Consider the following 26,312-nt stretch of genomic DNA (forward strand, 5'->3'; position numbering starts at 1 on the left):
GCGAAAGCACCCCTGCTTCTTTTGGAGAACCCTAAGCTGCCGAGGCTTAGGGTTTTTTTGAACCTGAAAGTGATGAAAAACTAGAGGGGGCAGAAAAAATGAATGATTTATCGACAATGAGCAGCTTGTCAAAGGAAGAAATTTTACAGCTGATTGAAGAAGCATGTGCATTGAAAAAAGGGAAACAGGAACATGGTTTAGCAGGTGAATTTGTAGCGAACCTCTTCTTTGAACCAAGTACAAGAACGCGTTTTAGCTTTGAGGTGGCAGAGAAGAAACTTGGAATGAATGTGCTGAACCTAGACGCAGCAAGTACCTCTGTTCAAAAGGGAGAGACCCTTTACGATACAGTGAAAACACTTGAATCCATCGGAGTGAAGGCATGTGTCATCAGAGACAGTACCGACGAATATTACAAAGAGCTGATTGGGAAGGTCGGGATTCCAATCATTAATGCGGGAGATGGCTGCGGACAGCACCCTACACAATCATTGCTGGATTTGATGACGATCTTTGAAGAGTTTGGCGGTTTTGAAGGCTTAACGATCTCGATTCATGGTGATATCAAACATAGCAGGGTGGCAAGGTCCAATGCTGAAGTCCTCGCAAGACTAGGAGCGACAGTGCTCTTTTCAGGACCAGCTTCCTTCCAAGATGAACAAAATCCTCATGGAACGTATGTCGAGGTGGACGAAGCCATGAAGCGGTCTGACGTGGTGATGCTGCTGAGAATTCAGCATGAAAGACACTCAGAAAAGATGGGCAACGAGGGTTACTTATCGACTTATGGATTAACAGTAGACAGGGCAAGCAAAATGAAAGAAAGAGCGATTATTATGCATCCAGCACCAGTAAATAGAGGTGTTGAAATAGATGATTCATTAGTAGAGTCAAAGCAGTCAAGGATTTTTAAACAAATGGAAAATGGTGTGTATATCCGAATGGCTGTGTTAAAAAGAGCTTTTCAAAATAGCAGACTACATCAAAAAGGGAGAGATTCTGTCTATGTCATATCTCATTAAAAACGGTTTTATCTTATCAAGCACAGGGGAAAGAGTGCAGCAGGATATTAGGGTAGAAGGAAAAGTGATTCAAGCAATGGGTCACTTAGAAAGAGAAGACGGAGAAGAAGTCATTGATGCAGCAGGGCTATTTGTATCACCAGGTTTGATTGATCTGCATGTGCATTTAAGAGAGCCAGGCGGCGAGAAAAAAGAAACCATTGAAACAGGTTCTAAGGCAGCAGCAAGGGGCGGGTATACGACCATTGCAGCGATGCCGAATACACGGCCAGTTCCAGATACAAAAGAACAAATGGAATGGCTGATGAATCGAATCAAAGAGACCTCCTCTGTAAGAGTACTGCCATACGCTTCCATCACGACGAGACAAATTGGCGAAGAGATGACAGACTTTGCAGCGTTAAAAGAAGCGGGCGCTTTTGCCTTTACGGATGACGGTGTAGGTATTCAAACCGCAGGCATGATGTACGAAGCAATGAAAAAGGCAGCAAGCCTTGATCAAGCCATAGTGGCGCACTGTGAAGATAACTCACTCATTTATGGAGGATGCGTTCATGAAGGAGACTTTTCAAAAGCAAATGGGTTAAACGGGATACCGTCAATTTGTGAATCGGTGCATATTGCAAGAGATGTCCTCTTAGCAGAAGCAGCGAATTGTCATTATCATGTATGCCATATCAGCACAAAGGAATCCGTCCGAGTGGTACGCGATGCAAAAAAAGCAGGCATTCGTGTGACGGCTGAGGTCTCGCCACATCACCTGCTCTTATGTGATGCAGACATTCCAGGTCTTGACACAAACTATAAAATGAATCCGCCGCTCAGAGGAGCAGAAGATCGCGAGGCACTGATCGAGGGGCTTTTAGATGGCACGATTGATTTTATCGCCACAGACCATGCACCGCATACAGAAGAAGAAAAGAACGAAACGATGCAGAGGGCACCTTTTGGGATTGTTGGACTTGAAACAGCGTTCCCGCTTCTGTACACACGTTTTGTGAAAACAGGGGAATGGACATTAAAAGAACTTGTTGATTATATGACCATCAAACCAGCAGAAGCCTTTGCTCTTCCATACGGAAAGCTGGAAGAAGGTCAAATCGCTGATATCACACTGATTGATTTAAACAAAGAAATGGCAATTGACAAAAAAAGCTTCTTATCTAAAGGACAAAATACACCGTTTGACAAATTGACTGTATCAGGATGGCCGGTCATGACACTTGCATCTGGGAAAGTCGTTTATGAAGAGGGGAGACTAGTAAAATGAAGAGACGCTTAGTGCTAGAAAACGGAACAGTATTCGAAGGAACAGGCTTTGGCAGCTTAGAACCGTCAGTCGGAGAAGTCGTCTTTAACACAGGGATGACAGGCTATCAAGAGATTTTGTCTGACCCGTCGTACTGCGGACAAATTGTCACACTCACTTACCCGCTGATCGGCAACTACGGCATTAACCGTGATGATTTTGAATCGATCACACCGTTTGTGAAAGGGCTGATCGTGAAAGAGCTTTGTGAAAAGCCTTCAAACTGGCGCTCTTCATACTCACTTGATGAGTATTTAAAAATGAAAAATATCCCGGGTCTTAGCGGCATTGATACACGCAAGCTCACGCGCATGATCCGAAGTGCAGGTACATTAAGAGGAGCTTTTGCAGGACCGGATGAACAAGTAGAAGACGTTGTAAGCCGCCTTCAAACGATGCAGCTACCAACAGATCAAGTAAGCCAAGTATCTGTGAAAAATGCGTATCCAAGCCCAGGAAGAGGCAAAAGAATTGTGCTTGTCGATTTCGGCATGAAGCACGGCATTTTGCGCGAGCTCAATAAGCGAGATTGTGATGTCATTGTGGTGCCATACAATATCACGGCAGATGAAGTATTACAGTTAAAACCAGACGGCATCATGCTTTCAAACGGACCTGGGGATCCAGTCGATGTGCCAGAAGCGGTTGAAATGATTCAGCAGCTGATTGGAAAGGTACCACTCTTTGGTATCTGCCTGGGACACCAGTTATTCGCGCTTGCGTGCGGCGCAAGTACAGAAAAAATGAAATTTGGGCATAGAGGATCCAATCATCCAGTCAAAGAACTAGCAACTGGCAAGGTAACTCTGACGTCTCAAAACCACGGTTACACGGTTAGCGCCATTAATGAAGACGTGCTTGAAGTCACACATATTGCGCTAAATGACAATACCATTGAAGGATTAAAACATAAAGAAGCACCAGCATTCACTGTCCAGTATCACCCAGAAGCATCACCGGGTCCAGAAGATGCGAACTACTTATTCGACGAGTTCATGGACATGATTCATACAACTGAGAAAGAAGGGGAAGAAGTATGCCAAAACGCGTAGATATCAAAAAGATTTTAGTGATCGGTTCAGGTCCAATCATCATCGGTCAGGCAGCGGAGTTTGACTATGCAGGCACACAGGCTTGCTTAGCGCTAAAAGAAGAGGGCTATGAAGTCGTTCTTGTGAACTCTAACCCTGCGACGATCATGACAGATACAGAAATGGCCGATAAGGTATACATCGAACCACTGACACCAGAATTTTTAACACGAATCATTCGAAAAGAACGTCCTGATGCGATTCTGCCGACACTTGGCGGACAAACTGGATTGAACCTTGCTGTTGAATTATCAGATCTTGGTGTACTCGCTGAATGCGGTGTTGAAGTACTAGGCACAAAGCTGTCAGCTATTCAAAAAGCAGAGGACAGAGATTTATTCCGTAATCTAATGAATGAATTAAATGAACCTGTACCAGAAAGTGAAATCATCCATAACCTTGAAGAAGCGATGGCATTCACAGATCAAATCGGTTTCCCAGTCATTGTTAGACCAGCCTATACACTAGGCGGCACAGGCGGCGGTATTTGTACAAATGAGCAAGAATTAAAAGAAATCGTCGAGAATGGACTGAAGTTAAGTCCGGTGACACAATGTTTGCTTGAAAAAAGTATCGCAGGTTTTAAAGAAATTGAATATGAGGTTATGCGTGACAGCGGAGATCATGCCATTGTGGTTTGTAACATGGAAAACTTTGATCCTGTCGGCATCCACACAGGTGACAGTATCGTTGTGGCACCAAGTCAAACGCTAAGTGATCGTGAATATCAGCTGCTTCGTAATGTGTCACTCAAGCTGATTCGTGCACTTGGCATTGAAGGCGGATGTAACGTACAGCTGGCGATTGATCCAGACAGCTTCCAATACTATATTATCGAAGTAAACCCGCGCGTGAGCCGTTCTTCTGCTCTTGCGTCTAAAGCAACTGGATATCCAATTGCAAAACTTGCAGCGAAAATCGCAGTCGGCCTAACACTTGATGAAATGATGAACCCAGTCACAGGTAAAACATATGCAGCGTTCGAACCAGCACTCGACTATATCGTTTCAAAAATCCCGCGCTGGCCGTTTGATAAGTTTGAATCTGCTAACAGACGACTTGGAACACAAATGAAAGCAACGGGTGAAGTCATGGCAATTGGCCGCACATTAGAAGAGTCTCTTTTAAAGGCTGTTCGTTCACTTGAAGCGGATGTGCATCACATTGAATTAAAAGACGAAGCGGACATTACAAACGAAGTGCTTGAAAAGCGGATTATCAAAGCAGGAGATGAACGTCTGTTTTATATCGCTGAGGCGCTAAGAAGAGGCTATACCGTCGAACAGATTCATGAATTCTCGAAAATTGATTACTTCTTCCTTCATAAACTGGAAGGCATCATCGCTTTTGAAAAGACACTAAAAGAAAACAAAGGCAATGTAGACGTTTTAAAAGAAGCGAAAGAAAAAGGTTTCTCAGATATTTATATTAGCCGCGAATGGAATATGAATGAGGCAGATGTCTATAACCTAAGAACAGAAGCAGGCATCGTTCCTGTGTATAAGATGGTGGACACATGTGCGGCAGAATTTGAATCAGAAACACCATATTTCTACAGCACATATGAAGATGAAAATGAATCCGAACGGACAGATAAGAAAAGTGTCATCGTCCTAGGCTCAGGTCCAATCAGAATCGGACAAGGGGTTGAATTTGATTATGCGACCGTTCATTCAGTGTGGGCAATCAAACAAGCAGGCTATGAAGCCATTATTATTAACAACAACCCTGAAACCGTCTCAACAGACTTTAGTATTTCAGATAAGCTCTACTTTGAACCACTCACTGTAGAAGATGTGATGCACATCATCGACCTTGAACAACCAGAAGGTGTCGTCGTTCAGTTTGGCGGACAAACAGCGATTAACTTAGCAGATGAATTATCAAATAGAGGGGTTCAGATACTTGGAACATCGCTTGAAGACCTTGACCGTGCGGAAAACCGTGACAAGTTTGAACAAACATTAGAAACTCTCGGCGTGCCGCAGCCAAAAGGTAAGACAGCAACGTCTGTGCCAGAGGCAGTAGCGATTGCGAATCAAATCGGTTACCCCGTGCTTGTCCGTCCTTCCTATGTATTAGGCGGCCGTGCAATGGAAATTGTGTATCAAGAAGCTGAGCTCCTTCACTACATGGAGAATGCGGTGAAAGTCAATCCGCAGCACCCAGTGCTCATTGACAAGTATTTGACAGGAAAAGAAATTGAAGTAGATGCTGTGTCTGACGGAGAAACGGTTGTCATACCAGGCATTATGGAACACATTGAAAGAGCCGGCGTTCACTCTGGAGACTCGATTGCGGTCTACCCGCCGCAAACTTTGTCTGAGGACATCAAAGCGAAAATCGCAGAATACACGATTAAACTCGCAAAAGGCCTTAACATCATTGGACTTTTGAACATTCAATTTGTGCTATCAAAAGGTGAAGTGTATGTACTTGAAGTGAATCCGCGTTCAAGCCGGACTGTCCCATTCTTAAGTAAAATTACAGGCATTCCAATGGCGAACTTAGCTACAAAGGTTATTTTAGGAGAAAAACTGAAAAACTATGGCTACCAAGAAGGGCTTCATGTTGAGCAAGAAGGCGTATATGTGAAAGTTCCAGTCTTCTCTTTTGCAAAACTAAGAAGAGTAGATATTACACTAGGGCCTGAAATGAAATCAACAGGTGAAGTCATGGGGAAAGATGTCACAATCGAAAAAGCCCTCTACAAAGGATTGATTGCATCAGGCATTCAAATTCCAAAAGACGGAACGGTGCTCCTGACAGTGGCTGATAAAGATAAAGAAGAAGGACTTGAGATTGCAAGAAGATTCCATTCCATCGGCTATCATATTTTAGCAACAGAAGGAACAGCGAATTACTTAAAACAAGCTTCCATTCCATCAAGTGTTGTCGGCAAAATAGGAGAAGAAGGAAAGAATCTGCTGGATGTCATTCGAAATGGTGAAGCCCAATTTGTCATCAACACCTTAACAAAAGGAAAACAGCCGGCAAGAGACGGCTTTAGAATTAGACGTGAATCTGTTGAAAATGGTGTCGCTTGCTTAACGTCACTAGATACAGCAGAAGCGATTTTAAGAGTGCTAGAGAGCATGACTTTTAGAGCAGATGAAATGCCAGAAGTGAAAACGAATGCTGAGGTGACAGTAACGATATGAAAAAAGCATACTTGACGGTCGCCTCAAACCGAGAGATCGCTGATCATATTTACGAAATGACATTAAAGGGTGATCTTGTTGAATCCTTTCAAACAGCTGGACAGTTTCTTCATATAAAGGTCAGTGAATCCATGACACCGCTGCTGAGAAGACCGATCAGTATTGCCAACATTCATGCCGAAAAGCAAGAAGCAACCATCATTTACCGCGCAGAGGGAGAGGGCACAAAGCTCCTTTCCCAAAAGCGGGCGGGAGAGTCAGTCGATGTGTTAGGACCGCTTGGAAACGGCTATGACCCTTCAGTCGTTCAGGCCGGACAGACTGCATTATTAGTCGGTGGAGGAATCGGTGTGCCTCCGTTATATGAACTGTCTAAGCGGTTAACGAAAAAAGGCGTCATCGTAAAACATGTTCTCGGTTTTCAATCGAAAAAGGATGTATTTTATGAGGAGAAGTTTCAAGCACTCGGAGATACGTTTATCGCAACCGTTGATGGGACATATGGTTCGAAAGGTTTCGTGACAAATGTCATTGAAGAGAATGAGCTGGACTTTGATGTCTTGCTTTCCTGTGGACCGACACCTATGTTAAAAGCACTAAAAGACTCTTATCCCGATAAGCCTGTCTATATTTCAATGGAAGAACGAATGGGCTGCGGAATCGGTGCATGCTTTGCTTGTGTCTGTCATACCGATCAGCACGAGAAACCGTACGTTAAAGTTTGTCTGGATGGACCTGTTTTTAAAGCGGAGGAGGTGGCGCTATCATGCTAAACATCGAATTACCCGGCTTATCTTTAAAAAATCCAATCATTCCTGCATCAGGCTGTTTTGGATTTGGAAAAGAATTCGCATCATTATATGACCTTTCCTTGCTGGGCGGCATCATGATTAAAGCCACGACCCTTGAACCGAGATTTGGCAACCCGACACCGAGGGTAGCTGAGACAGGAGCCGGTATGCTGAATGCGATTGGTCTCCAAAATCCAGGTCTAAAAGGCGTGCTTGAACATGAATTACCTTGGCTTGAGCAGTTCGATACCCCTATTATTGCCAATGTTGCTGGATCACAAGTTGATGATTATGTTGAAGTAGCAAAGCAAATTAGTCAAGCAAGCAATGTTCACGCCCTTGAACTGAATATCTCGTGTCCGAATGTGAAAACAGGCGGAATTGCCTTTGGGACCGATCCAGAAATGGCGGCTACATTGACAAAAGCTGTTAAGGAAGTTTCCTCCGTTCCTGTTTATGTGAAACTGTCACCTAATGTAGCCAATATCGTTGAGATTGCTAAAGCGATTGAATCGGCTGGAGCGGATGGACTCACCATGATCAATACCTTGATTGGGATGCGTTTAGATTTAAAAACAGGCAAACCCATTCTTGCCAATAAAACAGGCGGCTTATCAGGTCCTGCTGTAAAACCTGTTGCCATCCGAATGGTGCATGAGGTCAGTCAGGCCGTTTCTATTCCGATTATTGGGATGGGCGGGGTGCAAAGCGCTGAAGATGTACTTGAATTTTTACTAGCTGGCGCAAGTGCGGTAGCTGTTGGGACAGCCAATTTTGTGAACCCATTTATTTGCCCGGAAATCATTGATGAACTGCCGAATGTGTTAGCGGCTTATGGGTATTCATCTGTAGAGGAATGCATCGGAAGGAGCTGGAAACATGAAGCACTTGCCCATCATCGCGCTTGATTTTCCATCAGGACAGGAGGCGCACGCCTTTATAGATCGTTTTGAAGGCACTCCATTATTCGTAAAGGTCGGCATGGAGCTGTTTTACCAAGAAGGTCCTGCCATTATTGACGCACTGAAAGAAAAAAATTGCCGTATTTTCCTTGATCTGAAGCTTCATGACATTCCAACAACTGTGCAAAAAGCGATGAACAGGCTTGCTGCACTTGGTGTTGATTTGGTGAATGTGCATGCAGCCGGCGGGAAAAGAATGATGCAAGCGGCCGTAGAGGGGCTTGAAAGCGGAACCCCTGCCGGGCAAAATCGCCCAGGCATTATTGCAGTGACCCAGCTGACAAGCACGTCAGAAGATATGATGAAAAAAGAATTACTAATTGACCGCCCATTGCAAGAGGCTGTGCTTCATTATGGACAATTGGCATATGAAAGTGGACTTGATGGTGTGGTGTGCTCTGTTCATGAATCAAAACAGCTTCATGAACAAATCTCTCCTTCCTTTCTCACTGTGACGCCAGGAATTCGCTTACCAAATGATCAAACGGATGACCAAAAGCGTGTGGCGACACCTGCCTTTGCCAAAGAACAGGGTGTTTCACAGATTGTTGTGGGAAGATCGATCACAAAAGCCACAAACCCAGTGGAAGCTTATCAACAAATTTTGAAAGAGTGGGAGTGACTGCCGGATGAAAACGAAAATCGCGAAGCATTTATTACAAATCAAAGCTGTCTCTTTAAAACCAGACGAACCATTTACATGGGCGAGCGGTATCAAATCACCGATTTACTGTGACAATCGCCTCACCTTGTCTTATCCTGAGGTCAGAGGGGACATTGCGGAAGGTTTAAAAGACTTGATTCTCACTCATTTTGAAGGAGCGGAAGTTGTCGCAGGTACAGCTACAGCTGGCATTCCTCATGCGGCATTAGCAGCTGATCGTCTGAATGTACCGATGTGTTATGTAAGAAGTAAACCAAAAGCACACGGAAAAGGAAATCAAATTGAAGGAGCCGTATCACCTGGACAAAAGGTGGTTGTCGTAGAAGACCTCATCTCAACTGGAGGCAGCGTTCTTGAAGTTGTGGCTGCTCTAGAAGAAGAAGGCTGTGACGTACTCGGAGTTGTTGCGATCTTCACTTATGGACTGCCAAAAGCAGCTGCGGCTTTTCAAGAGAAAAACATTCCCTATGTCACGCTGACAGACTATGACACACTGACAGAAGTGGCACTTGAGCTAAAAGCAATCGAGCCTTCTGCTATGAATAAACTAAAACGCTGGAGACAGGATCCTTCGTCTGAATCTTGGATGGAAGAAACGGTCTAAAAAGCTTGTCCTTTTTTAAAAAAGCTGTGCTGCGCTGCACAGTTTTTTTATTTGGTTAAAAATAGTAAAATAGACTCAAATTTAAATGAAAACTAATCCTATCAATAAAGTCGGGTTGACTTTTGTTTGAATTGTGTTAATATTTAATACAAATTAAAACTCTTATCCAGAGAGGTGGAGGGACTGGCCCGATGAAGCCCGGCAACCTGCGATTTGCAAGGTGCTACTTCCTGCAAAATGATTCTATTTTGAAAGATAAGGAAATCGTGAGCTTCCTCATCTTTCTTTCGGACTGAAAGAAAGTTTTTTTATTTTAACGGTGAGGAGGAAGAGGAGATGGAACTGAAACAAAACCAGGATGAGGACTTAGTGAAGCATATGCAAGAGCTGATTGGGGATATGAAATTCGGTTCAATTACGTTGATCGTTCAGGACGGTCAAGTGATTCAAGTGGAAAAAAATGAAAAAATCAGATTAAAGTAGTGCGGAGAATAGCAATAGAAGCAGTACTCCGGAAGGGGAGAAACAATGTTAACTTATGAAAATTGGCAAGAGCCGTCCATTACATTTCAAGAGGACGATTTGTATAAAGGGGCCCTATCTGTGCTGAAATGGGCGTACGGCCACTATGGTGATCAGCTCGTTTATGCATGCAGTTTTGGCATTGAGGGCATTGTCCTAATCGATCTTATTGCAAAAGTAAAAAAAGATGCAAGAATTGTCTTTTTAGATACAGGTCTGCATTTCAAGGAAACATACGACACCATTGATGCAGTTAAGGAAAGATATCCTGGGTTAGACATCGTGCTGAAAACACCTGAGCTGACGGTGGAAGAGCAGAATGAGCAGCATGGTGATAAATTATGGGAAACGAATCCTCAAAGCTGCTGCCATATGAGAAAGGTCATTCCATTGCAAGAGGCACTATCTGGCTATCCGGCATGGCTGTCTGGTTTAAGAAGAGAGCAGTCGCCTAAACGAGCAGGTACGAACTTCTTAAATAAGGATGAAAAATTCCAATCAGTCAAAGTATGTCCGCTCATCCACTGGACGTGGAAGGACATATGGAGATATGCGTCTAGAGAGGATCTTACTTATAATCCGCTGCATGACCAAGGATATCCAAGCATCGGGTGTGCACCTTGTACACAGCCGGCATTTACTGCTGATGATTTGCGTTCTGGAAGATGGTCAGGGACAGCAAAGACTGAGTGCGGATTACATGAGTAAGGGAGCATAATGTATGGAAATCGCCGCAATTTTATTTAGCTTATTCTTTGCTTTAAATATTGGCGCAAGCGGAGCAGCCGCTTCGATGGGCATCGCATATGGTTCAGGTGCGATCAAAAAGCCAATATACGCGCTCAGCGTTTGTGCGGTTGGAATATTAGCAGGTTCAGTGATTGGCGGCGGCGAGGTCGTCAAAACGATCAGCTCCGGGATTATGCCTGAATCTGTCATCACACTTGAAATTGTGTGTATCATCATTGGCTCGGCCGCATTATCACTTTTCATAGCGAACCTCTTGGCCATTCCTTTATCCACAAGTGAGGTCACAGTAGGAGCTGTGGTCGGTGTGGCAGCCGCATATAAAGTGCTGTATGTGAAATCGATCTTAGTCATTGTCTCTTTTTGGGTGATTATTCCGATTGTTGCCTTTGTTTTTACCTTTGCTGTTGTCAAAATCATCAGATTGTTCCCTAAACGGACATTATCCAAAAAAGGTACATTGATCTTATCTGTTGTTTTGATTATCAGTGGGTTTTTAGAAGCATTTTCAGCCGGCATGAACAATGTCGCCAATGCGGTCGGCCCGCTTGTCGCGTCAGGTGTTTTATCAGTCGGGCAAGGAACCCTTTACGGCGGAATATTTGTGGCCATTGGGGCGCTGCTTCTAGGAAGAAGGGTACTAGAAACAAACGGAAAGAAAATTACACGCTATCAAACGGGTGAAGGCATTCTATTATCGAGCACCGGTGCAGGACTTGTCATCGTCAGCTCTATATTCGGACTCCCTGTTCCCCTTACTCAAATTACCTCCTCGTCCATTATTGGGCTTGGTATGGCAAAGGGTGGACCGAACATTTTTCATAAACATGTTGTGAAAAAAATGCTGAAGGTATGGGTTGTGTCACCTTTCTTATCACTTAGTCTATCTTATTTGTTGGTAAGCCTTTTCTTAAAAGGAGACTATTACTCTATCTTTATCATGATGAGTGTACTGCTTGCTTCACTAGGTGCACTGAGTCTTATGAAGGCAGTTAAAAATGAGAGCAGCTCGATTCATGAACAGGGCGGCGGGATTTAAATATAAATCCGACTATTAACATCTAATAAATATGAACATTGAGAGGAAGATGAACAAATGAGTTTAACACCACATGGTGGCGTATTAATTAATCGAGTAAATGAAGAATTTGATCTAAGCACAGCTGCGAAAGAAATTGAGCTGGATGCCATCTCTTTTGCAGACCTTGAACTCATCGCAATTGGCGGGTATAGTCCAATTGAAGGGTTTTTAACGAAAGCTGATTATGAAGCAGTTGTCAGCAGTATGCGACTAGCAAGTGGTGTCGTTTGGTCTCTTCCGATTACTTTGCCTGTCACAAAGGAAAAAGCAGCGGAGATCAATCAAGGTGACATTGTTCGTCTATCGTATAATGGAACAGTATACGGGGTCATTGAGGTGGAAGATCAATACACACCTGATAAGGAAAAAGAAGCAGTGAATGTGTATAAAACAGATGACCGCAATCACCCAGGCGTGAAAAAATTATTTGAACGCGGTGACACGTATATTGGTGGTAAAATTACACTGACGAAACGCAGTGAAAAACCTTTCCCGCAATTTACGTATGAGCCAGAAGAAACAAGAAAACAGTTTAAAGAAAACGGCTGGAAAACCATTGTCGGTTTCCAAACGAGAAATCCAGTCCATCGCGCGCATGAATACATTCAAAAGACAGCACTGGAAACAGTGGATGGTCTATTTTTAAATCCACTTGTTGGTGAAACAAAATCTGATGATATTCCAGCAGATGTAAGAATGAAAAGCTATCAAGTGTTACTGAACGGTTATTACCCGAAAGACCGCGTCTTTTTAGGTGTTTTTCCTGCTGCCATGCGTTATGCTGGACCAAAGGAAGCGATTTTTCATGCGCTTGTGCGTAAAAATTATGGCTGTACACATTTTATTGTCGGCAGAGATCATGCAGGTGTTGGTGATTATTACGGCACATACGAAGCGCAGGAGCTATTCGAACAATTTACAAGCGAAGAAATTGGGATCACACCATTAAAATTTGAACACAGCTTTTACTGCAATACATGTGAAGCCATGGCAACACCAAAAACATGCCCACATGATAAAAGCGAACATGTCATTCTTTCAGGTACAAAGGTTAGAACGATGCTGAGAAATGGTGAATTACCACCGAGCACGTTCAGCCGAAAAGAAGTCATTGAAACATTAATCGAAGGATTAAAAACGACGGTATCTTAAAGGAGGATATGACATGAGCAACGAACATATCGTGTGGCATGATTCATCTATTACTAAAAAAGAATATCAACAGAAAAACAACCATACAAGCGGGATCATTTGGCTGACAGGTCTAAGCGGTTCAGGTAAATCGACGATCGCCAACGCAACAGCTCGAGAGCTGTTTGAACAGGGGTACCAAGTGACAGTTCTTGACGGCGATAACGTACGTCATGGACTCAATAAAGACTTAGGCTTTTCAGATGACGACAGAAAAGAGAACATTCGGCGCATCGGTGAAGTGGCGAAATTATTTGTTGAGCAAGGAACGATTGTCATTACTGCTTTTATTTCACCATTTCAAGAAGACCGCCAAATCGTAAGACAGTTAGTCGAAGACGGAGAATTTCACGAAGTGTTTGTGAAATGTGATCTGAACGTGTGTGAAGAGCGTGATCCAAAGGGATTATATAAAAAAGCAAGAAACGGCGAAATTCCATTTTTCACGGGAATCGATTCACCATACGAAGAGCCAGCTGCGCCTGAGCTCGTCCTAGATACAGGTGAATTATCACGCGAGGAGTCAAAACAGCGCCTTGTTGAATATGTAAAGGATAAAACGAAATAATCGCCTGATGGCAGGGGGAGAAAGCAAGATGGGGAAAGTATACATTGTTGGTGCCGGACCGGGTGACCCAGACTTAATTACGCTAAAGGCCCATAAGGCAATACAGCAGGCAGATGTCATTTTATATGATCGTCTTGTCAATCAAGAGATTCTTGCCCATGCCAAACCGGAGGCGGAGTTGATCTATTGCGGCAAACTGCCGAATCATCATACGATGAGACAGGAAGCGATTAATGAAGCACTTGTTGCTTATGCGAAGGAAGGGAACATAGTCGTTCGTCTAAAAGGCGGTGATCCCTTTGTATTTGGCCGTGGCGGTGAAGAAATCGAATGCTTAGCTGAGCATGGTATTCCGTATGAAGTTGTCCCGGGGATTACTTCTGGCATTGCAGCCGCTGCTTATGCAGGCATTCCAGTCACGCACCGAGAATTCAGCTCAAATGTTGCGTTTGTAACAGGGCATTATCAAAAGGATGAACATTTTGAAGAAAAGTGGGAAGCGCTGGCGACGGGGATTGATACCCTTGTCATTTACATGGGCGTCAAAAACGTGGAAAGAGTCCAGCGGCTGCTTTTGAAGAATGGGCGGAATCCTGAAACCCCAGCTGCGTTTATTCACTGGGGAACGACCACAAGGCAAAAGACGACTTGCTGCACGGTGGCGACACTATCTGAAACGGTTGAAAAAGAAGGGATCGAGCATCCGAGTTTAATCGTAGTAGGAGATGTCGTTCACTTTCATCAAAAGTTGAACTGGTTTGAACCAGCACTGATTGAGAAATGAAAACAAAGATGAAAAGACACGTGTAGACATCGTGTCTTTTCGTCTGAATAAAACTAAGGTCGCAAGGAGGAGTCAAATGAAACAAGCTGTCCTTTATGTTGGGCATGGAAGCAGGGTAAAAGAAGCACAGGATAAAGCCATTTCTTTTATGAAAAGCTGTATGCCGTTAGTGGAAGCAGATATCCAAGAAATTTGTTTTTTAGAGTTGACGGACCCTTCAATCGAAGAAGGGTTTGAGACTTGTGTACAAAAAGGAGCAACCCACATTGCGATCGTCCCGCTCCTCCTTTTAACTGCCATGCATGCCAAATCAGATATTCCAGATGAGATTGTGAAAGTACAAAAACGTTTCCCACAAGTGAAGGTGACATATGGAAGACCTATAGGCGTGAACCAAGAAGTCACGAAAGCGGTTATCGCAAGGATTGAAGAAGCAGGATACAAGGGAGAGCACGCAAAAATTCTCTTAATTGGCCGCGGAAGCTCTGATCCAGATGTAAAGCGGGATGTGTTTGGCATTGCAGATGATGTCCGTAGCATGTTGCCTTGTGCAGAGGTTTTTCCGTGTTTTATTACAGCGTGTGAACCGAATTATCGTGACGTCTTAGCACAGTTAACAGTAGATGACGATACGCCTGTCTATCTCGTGCCTTATCTTTTATTTACTGGCATTTTAATGAAAGAGATTGAGAATGAAGCGAATCAGGCGAGAGAGCGGTTGCGAGATGTCCGTGTCTGCCGATATATTGGGTTTCATCCCCATGTAAAAGCAGCTTATATTGAACGTGTGCAGGAAACCATCTTAAACAAAGAGGATGCGTTTCGTTTTCAAGGAGAAAGCCATGCTTCCAGTTCATCTTGATCTAACCAATAAACATGTGCTGATTGCCGGCGGTGGAAGGATTGCGGCTAGAAGGACGAGTGCGCTATGCATGGAGCCATGCAGCATAACCATTGTAAGCCCTGACATTTGTGATGAAATGGCGAATCTCATTGAGACATATCAGCTGACTTGGAAGAAAAAGAAAGTTGATGCGGAAGATGTAAAGGATGCATTTTTGATTGTTGCTGCTACAGACGACACTTCAGTAAACGAGTGGATGACGCAATCAGCGCTTCCTCATCAGCTCGTCAACTGTGTGAGCCAGTCAGAGCTAGGCAATGTAATTGTGCCAAAGGTTGTAAGGGCAGGAAAAGTGACAATCTCCATATCTACGAGTGGTGCAAGCCCAGCCCGCACTAAACAGCTGGCTGAGGCCATTGAGACCTTGCTTGAACAAGAGGATGTAGATGCACTCGATGAGCTCTATATAGAAAGGAAAAAACGACAAAGAAAAAGCCGATAAAATCTCATCTAAAGATTTAATCGGCTCTTTTTTATTTTCTCAGCTTTAGGACAACATCCTCATCAGGCGTTACAAATAATGTTTGCTGCTGATCATACGTGACAAAGCCCGGTTTTGCTCCGTTTGGTTTTTTCACATGCCGGATTTTCGTATAATCGACAGGGACGGAGCTTGATTCTTTTGCCTTCGAGAAGTAGGCAGCAATTTGTGCCGCTTCAAGCAAGGTTTGTTCATCAGGCGCTTTGTGACGAATGACGACATGTGATCCAGGAATATCCTTTGTGTGCAGCCAAATGTCATCACGAGCTGCCGCCTTTGTGGTCAAATATTCGTTTTGCTTGTTGTTTTTTCCAACGAGAATCGGAACACCTTGAGAGGATTCATATGCTTCAAGCTGTATGGCCGATGTTTTTTTCTTTTTGGCATTGCGTTTTTGTTTGGGACGCAAATATTTTCCTTCCACCAGTTCTTCTCTTATTTCCTCTAAATCTTTTGGTGAGGCAGAGGACAGCTGCTGGATCAGCTCGTCAAAATATACAATTTCTTCATGTGTTCGCTCAATTTGTTCATTTACGGCCTCTACTGCATTTTTTGCCTTTTGGTATTTTGTAAAATACGCTTGTGCATTTTCAGAAGGGGTTTTGTTTGTTTTGAGCGGGATCGTGATCTCTCCGCCTTCTTCATCATAATAATTGATGACAGTCGCTTCTTTATCCCCTTTTTTAATCGCATATATATTGGCAGTAAGCAATTCACCATAAAGCTGATACTTATGCGCATTTTGAGATTCTTCAAGCGTTCTTGTTAGTTTTTTTAGCTTGTTTTCATTTTTCTTTTTTTCATTCACAACAAAGCGTTCAAGATCAGCCGCCTGCTGTTTGACTCTGTCTCTTTCAGCTTTTCCGAAATAAAAGCGGTCAAGTAGCTCACTAAGAGAATCAAACGTCTTCATGTCACCATCGACGTGCTGAAGTTCTAATAAATAAAAATACTCTTTCCCATCTTTTCTCGTGAGCTGAGGGGTAAAAGAATGCGCCTGAATGAGCTGAAACATCTCGAGCAATGTACTTGGAATCGTTTCCTGATTGGCAAGACCGGCCCTATGGACAGCTTCCTTAGCAAACAGCGGAGAAACCCCGGAGAATGTATCGACAATTTGATTGGCGATTTTCCCTTCTTGAAAACGTAAATGCTTTAAAATATCTTCCTTCGTCACGTCAAAAGGATTCAGCTTTTGCTGTGCCGGCGGCAGAAGATATTGATGTCCGGGCAGCACCGTTCGATAGCTGTTCACAGATGGAGAAAGATGTTTCAGTCCGTCAATGATCTGCTCCGTTTCGTCCTCCACGAGAATTAAGTTGCTGTGCCTGCCCATAATTTCAATATACAGCTTACGGGTTTGTTCATCGCCAATTTCATTTCGGCTGCGCACGTGCAGCACGATCACCCGATCTAACCCAATTTGTTCAAAACGTTCAATGAACCCACCCTCAAGATGTTTTCTGAGGAGCATACAAAACATTGGCGGTTCGCTCGGATTATCATCATGGTGCTCAGTGAGCTGTACTCTTGCATAGCTCGGGTGAGCGGATAAAAGCAGCTTATGATTCTTCCCCTTTGACCGGATATGAAAAATCAGCTCATGCTTGTATGGCTGATGTATTTTCGAAATTCTTCCGCCAGTTAATGTTTCTTGCAATTCATTTGTCATACCGTATGTAAAAATGCCGTCAAATGACATGTTGGATACACCCTCTTCTTTCACACAAATCTACTGAAAGAACCTTACGTTTTCTCGTTCTTTAGGCAGTCTTATTATTATAGCATGATTTAGGACGAGTCTGAATAAACTGGCTTATAGAACACTGCATAAGAGAGAGAACAAAAGAGGAGTGGACGAGGTCAAATGAATTGGCATGAACTGAACCAAACCGATTTATTAAAAACAATGAATACATCGATAGGTGACGGACTGTCAGAAAAAGATGTGCAAAAGCGGCTTGAAAAGCATGGGCCAAATGAATTGCAGGAAGGGAAAAAGGCGTCGGCGTTCGTTATTTTTTTAGCGCAATTTAAAGACTTTATGGTGTTAATCCTGCTTGCGGCAACGATTATTTCTGCCTTTTTAGGTGAATATATTGATGCTGTGGCGATTGTGGCGATTGTGCTGATAAATGGTGTGCTTGGCTTTTATCAGGAACGCCGTGCGGAAAAGTCCCTCCAAGCACTAAAGGAATTATCAACGCCGCATGTCTATGCAAGGAGAAACAATGAATGGGTCAAGATCCCGTCGAAGCACCTCGTGCCGGGAGATATTGTGAAGTTTTCAAGTGGGGATCGAATTGGGGCAGATATCAGATTACTAGAAACAAAGAGTTTGGAAATCGAAGAATCTGCCCTCACTGGAGAGTCCATCCCAGCGGTCAAACATGCGAGTCCGCTCTCACGAGATCATGTCTCGCTTGGAGATTTGACGAACATGGCCTTTATGGGGACGCTTGTCACAAGAGGAAGCGGTGTAGGGGTTGTCATTGGTACAGGGATGAATACGGCGATGGGACAAATTGCCGGTATGCTGGATTCAGCAGGTAATATGGAAACACCGCTGCAAAGACGCCTTGAGCAGCTGGGGAAAATTTTAATTGTGGCTGCATTATTTTTAACTGTGCTTGTGGTTGTTCTTGGTGTGGTGCAAGGTCATGATTTGTATCATATGTTCTTAGCGGGTGTATCTCTCGCTGTTGCTGCGATTCCAGAAGGACTGCCAGCGATCGTCACTGTCGCACTTTCCCTAGGTGTGCAGCGGATGATTAAACAAAAATCCATTGTCAGAAAGCTGCCGGCTGTGGAAACACTTGGCTGCGCCTCGATTATTTGCTCAGATAAAACAGGCACAATGACACAAAATAAAATGACAGTGACACATGTATGGGCAGAGGGGAAAACGTGGAATATTTCTGGCACTGGGTACGAGCCGTCAGGTGATTTTACCTTAAACGGAGAACTTGTCCATGTAGACAAACATCCAAGCCTGCAAAAGGTGCTATTATACGGAGCACTTTGTAATACATCGACCATTGTTGAAAAAGACGGTGAGATGAGACTTGATGGCGATCCGACAGAAGGAGCACTTCTAACCGCTGCGCGTAAAGCGGGTTTTACAGAGCAATTCATCGAAGCGGGATTTCGTGTGGTGGAGGAATTCCCTTTTGACTCTGAAAGAAAAATGATGTCAGTCGTCGTGGAAACGAATCAGAAGGAGCGGTATGTCATTGCCAAAGGGGCGCCAGATGTGCTGATGAACCGTTCAAGTCATATGATGCACGGCGGACGCACCGCATCATTTTCAAAGGCCCACCGGCAAGAAACAGAAGCTGCCATTCAAGGTTTAGCAAGACAAGCGCTTAGAACCATTGCGATTGCATATAAAAAAGTAAGCCTGACAGAAAAAATCACATCTGTTCAGCAGGCAGAAACTGGCCTCACATTTATCGGTCTAGAGGGCATGATTGATCCACCTCGTCCTGAAGTGAGACGAGCGATTAAAGAATGCCGGGATGCTGGCATTAAAACAGTGATGATTACAGGCGATCACGTAGAAACGGCTAAAGCGATCGCTAAAGATTTAAGTCTCTTACCGAAGCAAGGAAAGGTGCTTGATGGAAAAGCTCTGGATCAGCTAAGTGACAAAGAGCTGGAGCAAACAGCAGAAGATGTGTACGTCTTTGCTCGTGTATCACCTGAGCATAAGCTGAGAATTGTGAAGGCCTATCAAAAAAATGGACATATTGTCGCGATGACAGGTGATGGGGTGAATGATGCGCCAGCGATTAAACAGGCGGATATCGGCATATCCATGGGGATTACCGGAACAGACGTTGCCAAAGAAGCTTCTTCTCTTATTTTGCTTGATGACAACTTTGCGACCATTAAATCCGCTATTAAAGAGGGCCGGAATATTTATGAAAACATTCGCAAATTTGTCCGCTATTTGCTGGCATCGAATGTGGGAGAGATTTTGGTCATGCTGTTTGCGATGCTTCTTGCGCTTCCATTGCCTCTCGTTCCAATTCAAATTTTGTGGGTAAACCTTGTCACAGACGGCTTGCCGGCTATGGCACTTGGAATGGATAAACCAGAAGGCGATGTCATGAAGAGAAAGCCGCGGAACATGAAAGAGGGGATTTTTGCAAGAGGGCTTGGCTGGAAGGTCGTATCAAGAGGGTTTCTGATCGGGATTGCCACTTTGTTAGCCTTTATGTTTGTGTATCACCGTGATCCGAACAATCTTCAATATGCGCAGACGGTTGCATTCAGCACACTCGTTTTGGCGCAGCTCATTCATGTGTTTGACTGCCGCAGTGAACGGTCTATTTTTGAACGCAATCCATTCGGGAATATGTACTTGATCGGCGCCGTTGTGTCTTCCCTGCTGCTGATGCTTGTGGTCATTTATTATCCGCCGCTTCAGCCGATTTTCAAAACGGTGGCGGTCGCACCAGTTGATTGGCTTCTGATCATCGGTATGTCTGCATTGCCAACTTTTTTACTGGCGGGATCACTTTTGACAAGAAAAAAATAATTGGTTATGGTATAATTTTGAGGTAATAGTGTCTGCTATTACCTTTTTCATTTTATTAATATGAAAGAATTGGGTGTTTTCACATGATACGCAGTATGACGGGATTCGGCCAAGCGAGTAAAACGGATGGAGAACTGACAGTGTCAGTTGAGCTAAAATCGGTCAATCACCGTTTTAAAGAGGTTCATGCCCGTTTGCCGAGGCCGCTTTTATATTTCGAAGATACATTAAAAAAAATTATTCTTCGTCACGTGCAGCGCGGTCGAATTGAGCTGTTTGTTACGATTGAAGGCGGTAAACTTGCAAGCCGGTCTTTACAGATTGACTGGCCGCTGCTTGATGAATATATGAAAGCCGCAAAAGACCTTGAGGACCGCTATCATATTTCAGGTATTCAGCATGCACATGACTTACTGAAGCTGGAACAGGCTGTTCAGGTGGAAGAGTCAGTCAGCCGAAATGAGCAGCTGGAGCATTTGCTGATAGACACTTGTGAAGAAGCTGTCAAGGAGCTTTGCTTCATGAGAGAGCAGGAGGGAACATCACTTCAAAAAGACTGTGAACTCAGGCTGTCTGAACTCGAGGCATTTACAGAAGAAATCAAAGTGTTTGCACCAGAGGTTGTGAGTCAGTACAAAGAACGATTGAATCAAAGATTGCAAGAATGGATCGGAGAGGCGCTTGAAGAGAGTAGGCTGACCACAGAAGCGGCCATCTTTGCTGATCGCTGTGACATTACAGAAGAGATTACCAGGCTGAAAAGTCATTTTCAGCAGTTCCAGCAAATTTTGACGCAAGGCGGCGCTGCCGGACGAAAGCTTGACTTTCTTGTACAGGAGCTCAACCGTGAAGTGAACACGATTGGATCAAAAGCAAACCATCACCATTTAACAAAGCTGGTGGTTGAAATGAAAAGCGCTATTGAAAAAATAAAAGAACAAGTGCAAAATATAGAATAGTCATTGTGTATGCTGTTTACAGTGCGTCTCTTTCGGCGAGACTAGAGACGTTTATATTACAGGGGGACGAAAGAAGATGACCATAAAGTTGATCAATATCGGATTTGGAAACATCATTTCAGCGAATCGGATGATTTCGATCGTCAGTCCGGAATCAGCACCGATTAAACGAATGATACAAGACGCAAGAGATCGAGGCATGCTCATTGATGCGACATATGGAAGAAGAACCCGTGCTGTTGTCATTATGGACAGTGACCATGTCATCTTATCTGCCGTTCAGCCTGAGACTGTCGCGCAAAGACTTTCTGTAAAAGAAGAAATCATAGATGAAGGGCAGGGGTAATACGCCATTATGAAAGAAAGAGGACTTTTAATCGTTCTCTCTGGACCTTCGGGAGTTGGAAAAGGAACGGTCAGACAAGCCATTTTCTCCCAGGAAGATACGAAATTTGAATACTCTATTTCTGTGACAACCCGCAAACCGCGTGAAGGTGAAAGAAATGGTGTTGATTATTTCTTTAAAACCAGGGAAGAATTTGAACATATGATTGAAAACAAAAAGCTGTTAGAATGGGCAGAATATGTCGGGAATTACTACGGCACGCCTGTTGACTATGTAGAACAAACATTGAGCGAAGGAAAAGATGTTTTCCTTGAAATCGAAGTGCAAGGTGCACTTCAAGTAAGAGAAGCATTCCCGGAAGGTCTCTTTATTTTCCTTGCACCGCCAAGTCTTTCAGAACTTCAAAACCGCATTATTACACGCGGGACAGAATCTGAGGATCTCATCCGTAACCGAATGGCTGCTGCAAAAGAAGAAATTGAAATGATGGATGCTTATGACTATGTCGTTGAAAACGACGATGTCGAGCTTGCATGTGAAAGAATTAAAGCGATCGTCCTTGCAGAGCACCTGCGAAGAGACAGAGTCGCACCAAGATATAAAAAAATGCTGGGGGTAGAATAAACCATGTTAGATCCTTCAATTGACTCATTGATGAACAAACTTGACTCAAAATATACACTTGTCACAGTGTCTGCACGCCGTGCACGTGAAATGCAAATCCATCAAGATCAACAAATCGAAAACACAAAATCCTACAAATTTGTAGGGAAAGCTCTTGAAGAAATCGATGCTGGTCTTTTGACATTTGAAAAAGAAGAGCAAGAATAACATCGCTTCTGCTATGCAGATACGATACGTTCAAAAAAGTCAAAACTATGATTGGTTTTGACTTTTTTGAATTGTAGACGAATTTGTGAAAAAGGCCGTTAAGGGGGACAAACAAATGTTACAGTCAAAAAATATTTTACTCGGCGTCAGCGGAGGAATCGCCGTATATAAAGCAGCTGCACTCACTAGTAAACTCGTACAGGCAGGCGCAAACGTAAGAGTGATTATGACAGAATCTGCCCGTGAGTTTGTGTCTCCACTCACCTTTCAAGCCCTATCTCGGCATGAGGTGTATGTGGATACATTTAAAGAAAACAATCCAAAAGTCATTGCGCATATTGATGTAGCTGACTGGGCCGATCTCATTCTTGTTGCCCCTGCAACAGCACATACCATTGGTAAAATGGCCGCAGGGCTTGCTGATGATATGCTCACAACCACCTTGCTTGCTTCAACAGCTCCTGTATGGGTTGCACCGGCTATGAATGTGCACATGTATGACCATCCAGCTGTCAAACGGAACATCCGCACTTTATATGAAGACGGCTACCGGTTTATAGAGCCAAGTGAAGGCTATTTAGCATGTGGCTACATTGGAAAAGGACGCTTAGAGGAGCCTGAAAAAATTGTTGAACACATCCGTGCGTTTTTTGATGAGCCAGCCAGTTTGCCGCTTTCAGGTAAAAAAGTCGTGGTCACAGCTGGCCCTACACGAGAAGTGATCGACCCTGTTCGTTTTCTTTCAAATCGATCTTCTGGGAAAATGGGCTATGCCATTGCAGAAGCTGCCGAGCAAATGGGGGCTGATGTCACGCTCATTTCAGGACCTGTTTCGTTAACTGCGCCTGAGCATGTGGATGTGGTGCAAGTGGAATCGGCTGAGGAGATGTATCAAGCAGCGTTAGATGTATACGAGACAGCAGATATAGTGATTAAATCAGCAGCCGTTGCTGATTATACGCCTGTCACGACGTATTCTCATAAAATGAAAAAACAAGACGGTGAACTAGCGGTTGAATTTAAGCGGACGAAAGATATTTTAAAAGAGCTTGGGAAAAGAAAAGAACATCAGGTGCTAGTCGGCTTTGCAGCTGAGACGCAGGATGTAGAATACTATGCGAAAAAGAAAATCGAATCCAAGCACTTAGATATGATTGTCGCGAACAATGTTGCAGCAGAGGGCGCAGGCTTTGGCACAGATACGAATGTCGCAGCATTGATCAAAGCAGACGGAACAAAAAAAGAGCTGCCAATGATGAGTAAAAAAGACCTTGCCTTTGAAATCTTACAGGAGGCAAAACAGCTGCTGCCAAAAGAGCGTGATCGAGCATGATTGCTGAAGTGATCGTCGATGTCACAACGAAAGCCATTGACAGGCCATTTGACTATCGTGTGCCAGACCGCTTTAAAGGCCTTGTCAAGGCTGGTATGAGGGTAGTGGTTCCTTTTGGCCCAAGGAAGATTCAAGGGTTTGTGACAAAAATTAAAGAAGAAACAGACGTACAGTCAGGAAACATCAAGGACATTGTCGATTTATTTGATTTATCTCCTGTTCTGACAGATGAGCTATTGGAGCTTTCCCACTGGCTGACGGAAAAAACATTGTCCTATCATATTACGGCGCTTCAATCGATGCTTCCAGCAGCGATGAAAGCAAAATATGAAAAAGAAATTCAGGTGTTATCAGCTGAGGAACTTCCGCAGTCATTGAAAGAGCTTTTCGGTCAGCAAGAGAGCATCCTTTACGCTGACATTCCGCCTGAACAGCTGAAGCCTATTCAAAAGCATGTCCAAAAAGGCCATCTAGAAGTCAGATATCACGTCTCACAAAAATCCGGAAAGAAAAAGGTGCGGACACTTCAGATAGCAGTTACGAAAGAAAAACTTGAAGAAAAGCAGGAACAGTTAAAGAAAAATGCGGTGAAACAGAAGGCGCTGCTTGCCTTTTTACTTCAAACGAATGAAACGACGTTTTTAGCAAAAGATTTGCAGCAGCAAACAGGTGCTAGTTCTCAAACGATAAAAGCCTTGATTCAAGAAGGTCTGTTAACAGAAAGCTATGAAGAGATTTATCGAGATCCTTATCGGGATAGGGAGTTTACACCATCTACTCCTCTTGATCTCACAACAGAGCAAGCAGAAGCGGCAAAACCCATTCATCAAGCAGTGAGCGATGACAAACATGAAACGTTTTTACTGCACGGGGTCACAGGAAGCGGTAAAACCGAAATTTATTTACAGACGATTGATCATGTCCTCCAAAAGGGAAAAGAAGCGATCGTCCTAGTTCCTGAAATTTCATTAACGCCTCAAATGGTCCAGCGTTTTAAAGAGCGCTTCGGGTCCAATGTGGCTGTTCTTCATAGCGGCTTATCGACTGGGGAAAAATACGATGAATGGCGGAAAATCCACCGCAAGGAAGTCAAGCTTGTCGTTGGCGCAAGATCGGCTGTTTTCGCCCCGTTTGAAAATCTAGGAATGATCATTATAGATGAAGAACATGAATCGTCATATAAACAAGAAGAAATGCCTCGGTATCATGCGAAAGATGTGGCCATTGAACGAGCAGGGCGGCACCAATGTCCGGTTGTATTAGGCAGTGCAACGCCTTCACTTGAGTCATATGCGCGTGCGAAAAAGGGTGTGTATACACTGCTGACGCTCAAACGGCGCGTCAATCAGCAGCAGCTGCCGCACGTTTCGTTAATTGATATGAGAGAAGAATTAAGAAACGGCAACCGCTCCATGTTCTCAGAAGAATTAATGCTCAGGTTAAAAGAAGTACTTGAAAGGAAAGAGCAGGCGGTTTTATTTCTCAATAAAAGAGGTTATTCATCCTTTGTGATGTGCCGTGATTGCGGATATGTGGAACAATGTCCTCATTGTGAGATCTCTCTCACTTATCACCGCTTTCAAAAACGGCTGAAGTGCCATTACTGCGGTCACGAAGCTCCTGTACCTGCAGAATGTCCAGAATGCCATAGTGAGCATATTCGCTATTTTGGTACAGGCACGCAGCGTGTGGAAGAAGAGCTGACGAAGGTATTGCCAGAAGCAAGGGTCATCCGAATGGATGTAGATACAACCTCTCGGAAAGGTGCGCACGAAAAGCTTCTCACGTCCTTTGGCAACAAAGAAGCGGATATACTGCTTGGGACGCAAATGATTGCAAAAGGATTAGACTTCCCAGATGTTACACTTGTCGGTGTCCTTAGTGCGGATACGTCTCTTCACATCCCTGATTTTCGTTCAAGTGAAAAAACGTTTCAGCTTCTCACGCAAGTAAGCGGACGGGCGGGACGTCATGAAAAAGCGGGGTCAGTCATTATTCAATCATATACACCTTCGCATTATAGTATTGAATTAACCAAACAGCATGATTATGAAGCCTTTTATGAGCAGGAGATGCTGCACCGTCGTCATCAGTCCTATCCGCCATTTTATTTTTTGGCGATGGTGACTGTATCACATGAAGAAGTGACAAAGGCAGCGCATGTCACAGACAAAATTGTTCAGTTCCTGAAAATGAATTGTGCACCGAATACAAGAATTCTCGGTCCTGCTGCTTCTCCGATCGCTAAGATCAAAGATAGATATCGATATCAATGCGTGATAAAATACAAAAGGGAAAATGAACTGGCAAGTTTATTACGAAAAATACAAGATCATTATCAAAAAGAAATGGAACAAAAACAGTTGATGATATCAATCGATATGAATCCATATATGATGATGTAAAACGGAGGTCTTT

General features: G+C 43.7%; 24 protein-coding genes and 1 riboswitch. Of the genes, 23 read left to right on the forward strand and 1 reads right to left on the reverse strand.

What is annotated here, in order from left to right; translation table 11 throughout:
* The first annotated feature begins 98 nt into the window (after positions 1–98).
* From ACTJKA_RS05480 to ACTJKA_RS05555, 16 genes are all read left to right on the forward strand, one after another.
* Complete coding sequence (locus tag ACTJKA_RS05480; RefSeq protein WP_017367206.1) at positions 99–1,022, forward strand: aspartate carbamoyltransferase catalytic subunit; 924 nt, start codon at positions 99–101, stop codon at positions 1,020–1,022.
* The gene (locus ACTJKA_RS05485; RefSeq protein WP_008344934.1) at positions 1,006–2,292 is read left to right on the forward strand and encodes a dihydroorotase; all 1,287 of its coding nucleotides are present in this window, start codon (positions 1,006–1,008) and stop codon (positions 2,290–2,292) included. Before ACTJKA_RS05480 ends, ACTJKA_RS05485 begins: the two co-directional genes overlap by 17 nt.
* The gene (locus ACTJKA_RS05490; protein ID WP_019743288.1) at positions 2,289–3,383 is read left to right on the forward strand and encodes a carbamoyl phosphate synthase small subunit; all 1,095 of its coding nucleotides are present in this window, start codon (positions 2,289–2,291) and stop codon (positions 3,381–3,383) included. Before ACTJKA_RS05485 ends, ACTJKA_RS05490 begins: the two co-directional genes overlap by 4 nt.
* Positions 3,368–6,583: a carbamoyl-phosphate synthase (glutamine-hydrolyzing) large subunit gene (gene carB, locus ACTJKA_RS05495; protein ID WP_035700695.1), complete on the forward strand. Its 3,216-nt coding sequence runs from the start codon at positions 3,368–3,370 to the stop codon at positions 6,581–6,583. The genes ACTJKA_RS05490 and carB overlap by 16 nt, the downstream gene beginning before the upstream one ends.
* The gene (locus ACTJKA_RS05500; protein ID WP_322536383.1) at positions 6,580–7,356 is read left to right on the forward strand and encodes a dihydroorotate dehydrogenase electron transfer subunit; all 777 of its coding nucleotides are present in this window, start codon (positions 6,580–6,582) and stop codon (positions 7,354–7,356) included. The genes carB and ACTJKA_RS05500 overlap by 4 nt, the downstream gene beginning before the upstream one ends.
* Positions 7,350–8,282: a dihydroorotate dehydrogenase gene (locus ACTJKA_RS05505; RefSeq protein ID WP_017359348.1), complete on the forward strand. Its 933-nt coding sequence runs from the start codon at positions 7,350–7,352 to the stop codon at positions 8,280–8,282. The genes ACTJKA_RS05500 and ACTJKA_RS05505 overlap by 7 nt, the downstream gene beginning before the upstream one ends.
* Positions 8,254–8,958: an orotidine-5'-phosphate decarboxylase gene (gene pyrF / locus ACTJKA_RS05510; RefSeq protein WP_017367211.1), complete on the forward strand. Its 705-nt coding sequence runs from the start codon at positions 8,254–8,256 to the stop codon at positions 8,956–8,958. Before ACTJKA_RS05505 ends, pyrF begins: the two co-directional genes overlap by 29 nt.
* Before the next feature lie 7 nt (positions 8,959–8,965).
* Complete coding sequence (pyrE, locus tag ACTJKA_RS05515) at positions 8,966–9,604, forward strand: orotate phosphoribosyltransferase (protein ID WP_017359346.1); 639 nt, start codon at positions 8,966–8,968, stop codon at positions 9,602–9,604.
* A 159-nt stretch (positions 9,605–9,763) separates the two neighbouring features.
* Positions 9,764–9,866: riboswitch (SAM riboswitch) on the forward strand.
* A 74-nt stretch (positions 9,867–9,940) separates the two neighbouring features.
* Positions 9,941–10,087 carry a YezD family protein gene (locus tag ACTJKA_RS05520; protein ID WP_008344920.1) on the forward strand — a complete coding sequence of 49 codons (147 nt, stop codon included), beginning with the start codon at positions 9,941–9,943 and terminating at the stop codon, positions 10,085–10,087.
* A gap of 45 nt (positions 10,088–10,132) precedes the next feature.
* The gene (locus ACTJKA_RS05525; protein WP_008344917.1) at positions 10,133–10,834 is read left to right on the forward strand and encodes a phosphoadenylyl-sulfate reductase; all 702 of its coding nucleotides are present in this window, start codon (positions 10,133–10,135) and stop codon (positions 10,832–10,834) included.
* 13 nt (positions 10,835–10,847) lie between these two features.
* On the forward strand, positions 10,848–11,912 hold the full coding sequence (locus tag ACTJKA_RS05530; RefSeq protein WP_008344915.1) for an inorganic phosphate transporter: 1,065 nt from the start codon (positions 10,848–10,850) through the stop codon (positions 11,910–11,912).
* 57 nt (positions 11,913–11,969) lie between these two features.
* On the forward strand, positions 11,970–13,106 hold the full coding sequence (sat, locus tag ACTJKA_RS05535; RefSeq protein WP_045034247.1) for a sulfate adenylyltransferase: 1,137 nt from the start codon (positions 11,970–11,972) through the stop codon (positions 13,104–13,106).
* A 13-nt stretch (positions 13,107–13,119) separates the two neighbouring features.
* A complete protein-coding gene (gene cysC / locus ACTJKA_RS05540; protein WP_345912252.1) occupies positions 13,120–13,713 on the forward strand; it encodes an adenylyl-sulfate kinase in 594 nt (197 codons plus the stop codon).
* Between the two features lie 28 nt (positions 13,714–13,741).
* The gene (gene cobA / locus ACTJKA_RS05545) at positions 13,742–14,497 is read left to right on the forward strand and encodes a uroporphyrinogen-III C-methyltransferase (protein ID WP_008344909.1); all 756 of its coding nucleotides are present in this window, start codon (positions 13,742–13,744) and stop codon (positions 14,495–14,497) included.
* Positions 14,498–14,573: 76 nt separating this feature from the next.
* A complete protein-coding gene (locus tag ACTJKA_RS05550; protein WP_125588900.1) occupies positions 14,574–15,359 on the forward strand; it encodes a sirohydrochlorin chelatase in 786 nt (261 codons plus the stop codon).
* Positions 15,340–15,843, forward strand: a complete 504-nt coding sequence (locus tag ACTJKA_RS05555) for a precorrin-2 dehydrogenase/sirohydrochlorin ferrochelatase family protein (protein ID WP_345912253.1) — start codon at positions 15,340–15,342, stop codon at positions 15,841–15,843. Before ACTJKA_RS05550 ends, ACTJKA_RS05555 begins: the two co-directional genes overlap by 20 nt.
* Before the next feature lie 31 nt (positions 15,844–15,874).
* Here the strand turns inward: ACTJKA_RS05555 and ACTJKA_RS05560 are convergent, their stop codons facing one another.
* Positions 15,875–17,584 (reverse strand): Rqc2 family fibronectin-binding protein, encoded by a 1,710-nt coding sequence (locus ACTJKA_RS05560; protein ID WP_100324967.1) that lies wholly within the window; start codon positions 17,582–17,584, stop codon positions 15,875–15,877.
* 165 nt (positions 17,585–17,749) lie between these two features.
* Between ACTJKA_RS05560 and ACTJKA_RS05565 the strand changes: the two genes are divergently transcribed.
* From ACTJKA_RS05565 to priA, 7 genes are all read left to right on the forward strand, one after another.
* On the forward strand, positions 17,750–20,425 hold the full coding sequence (locus tag ACTJKA_RS05565; RefSeq protein ID WP_224559773.1) for a calcium-translocating P-type ATPase, SERCA-type: 2,676 nt from the start codon (positions 17,750–17,752) through the stop codon (positions 20,423–20,425).
* Positions 20,426–20,508: 83 nt separating this feature from the next.
* Positions 20,509–21,384 carry a YicC/YloC family endoribonuclease gene (locus ACTJKA_RS05570; RefSeq protein ID WP_007499682.1) on the forward strand — a complete coding sequence of 292 codons (876 nt, stop codon included), beginning with the start codon at positions 20,509–20,511 and terminating at the stop codon, positions 21,382–21,384.
* Between the two features lie 76 nt (positions 21,385–21,460).
* Positions 21,461–21,730, forward strand: coding sequence for an extracellular matrix/biofilm regulator RemA (remA, locus tag ACTJKA_RS05575; protein WP_008344898.1), 270 nt, complete (start codon positions 21,461–21,463; stop codon positions 21,728–21,730).
* A 9-nt stretch (positions 21,731–21,739) separates the two neighbouring features.
* Positions 21,740–22,354: a guanylate kinase gene (gmk, locus tag ACTJKA_RS05580; RefSeq protein WP_007499680.1), complete on the forward strand. Its 615-nt coding sequence runs from the start codon at positions 21,740–21,742 to the stop codon at positions 22,352–22,354.
* Between the two features lie 3 nt (positions 22,355–22,357).
* The gene (rpoZ, locus tag ACTJKA_RS05585; protein WP_008344896.1) at positions 22,358–22,561 is read left to right on the forward strand and encodes a DNA-directed RNA polymerase subunit omega; all 204 of its coding nucleotides are present in this window, start codon (positions 22,358–22,360) and stop codon (positions 22,559–22,561) included.
* Positions 22,562–22,676: 115 nt separating this feature from the next.
* On the forward strand, positions 22,677–23,894 hold the full coding sequence (gene coaBC, locus ACTJKA_RS05590; protein WP_058213789.1) for a bifunctional phosphopantothenoylcysteine decarboxylase/phosphopantothenate--cysteine ligase CoaBC: 1,218 nt from the start codon (positions 22,677–22,679) through the stop codon (positions 23,892–23,894).
* Positions 23,891–26,299 carry a primosomal protein N' gene (priA, locus tag ACTJKA_RS05595; protein ID WP_171465319.1) on the forward strand — a complete coding sequence of 803 codons (2,409 nt, stop codon included), beginning with the start codon at positions 23,891–23,893 and terminating at the stop codon, positions 26,297–26,299. The genes coaBC and priA overlap by 4 nt, the downstream gene beginning before the upstream one ends.
* The last annotated feature ends 13 nt before the right edge of the window (positions 26,300–26,312 follow it).

The sequence above is a fragment of the Bacillus sp. 22190 genome (assembly GCF_052045575.1).
Taxonomy (GTDB): domain Bacteria; phylum Bacillota; class Bacilli; order Bacillales; family Bacillaceae; genus Bacillus; species Bacillus altitudinis.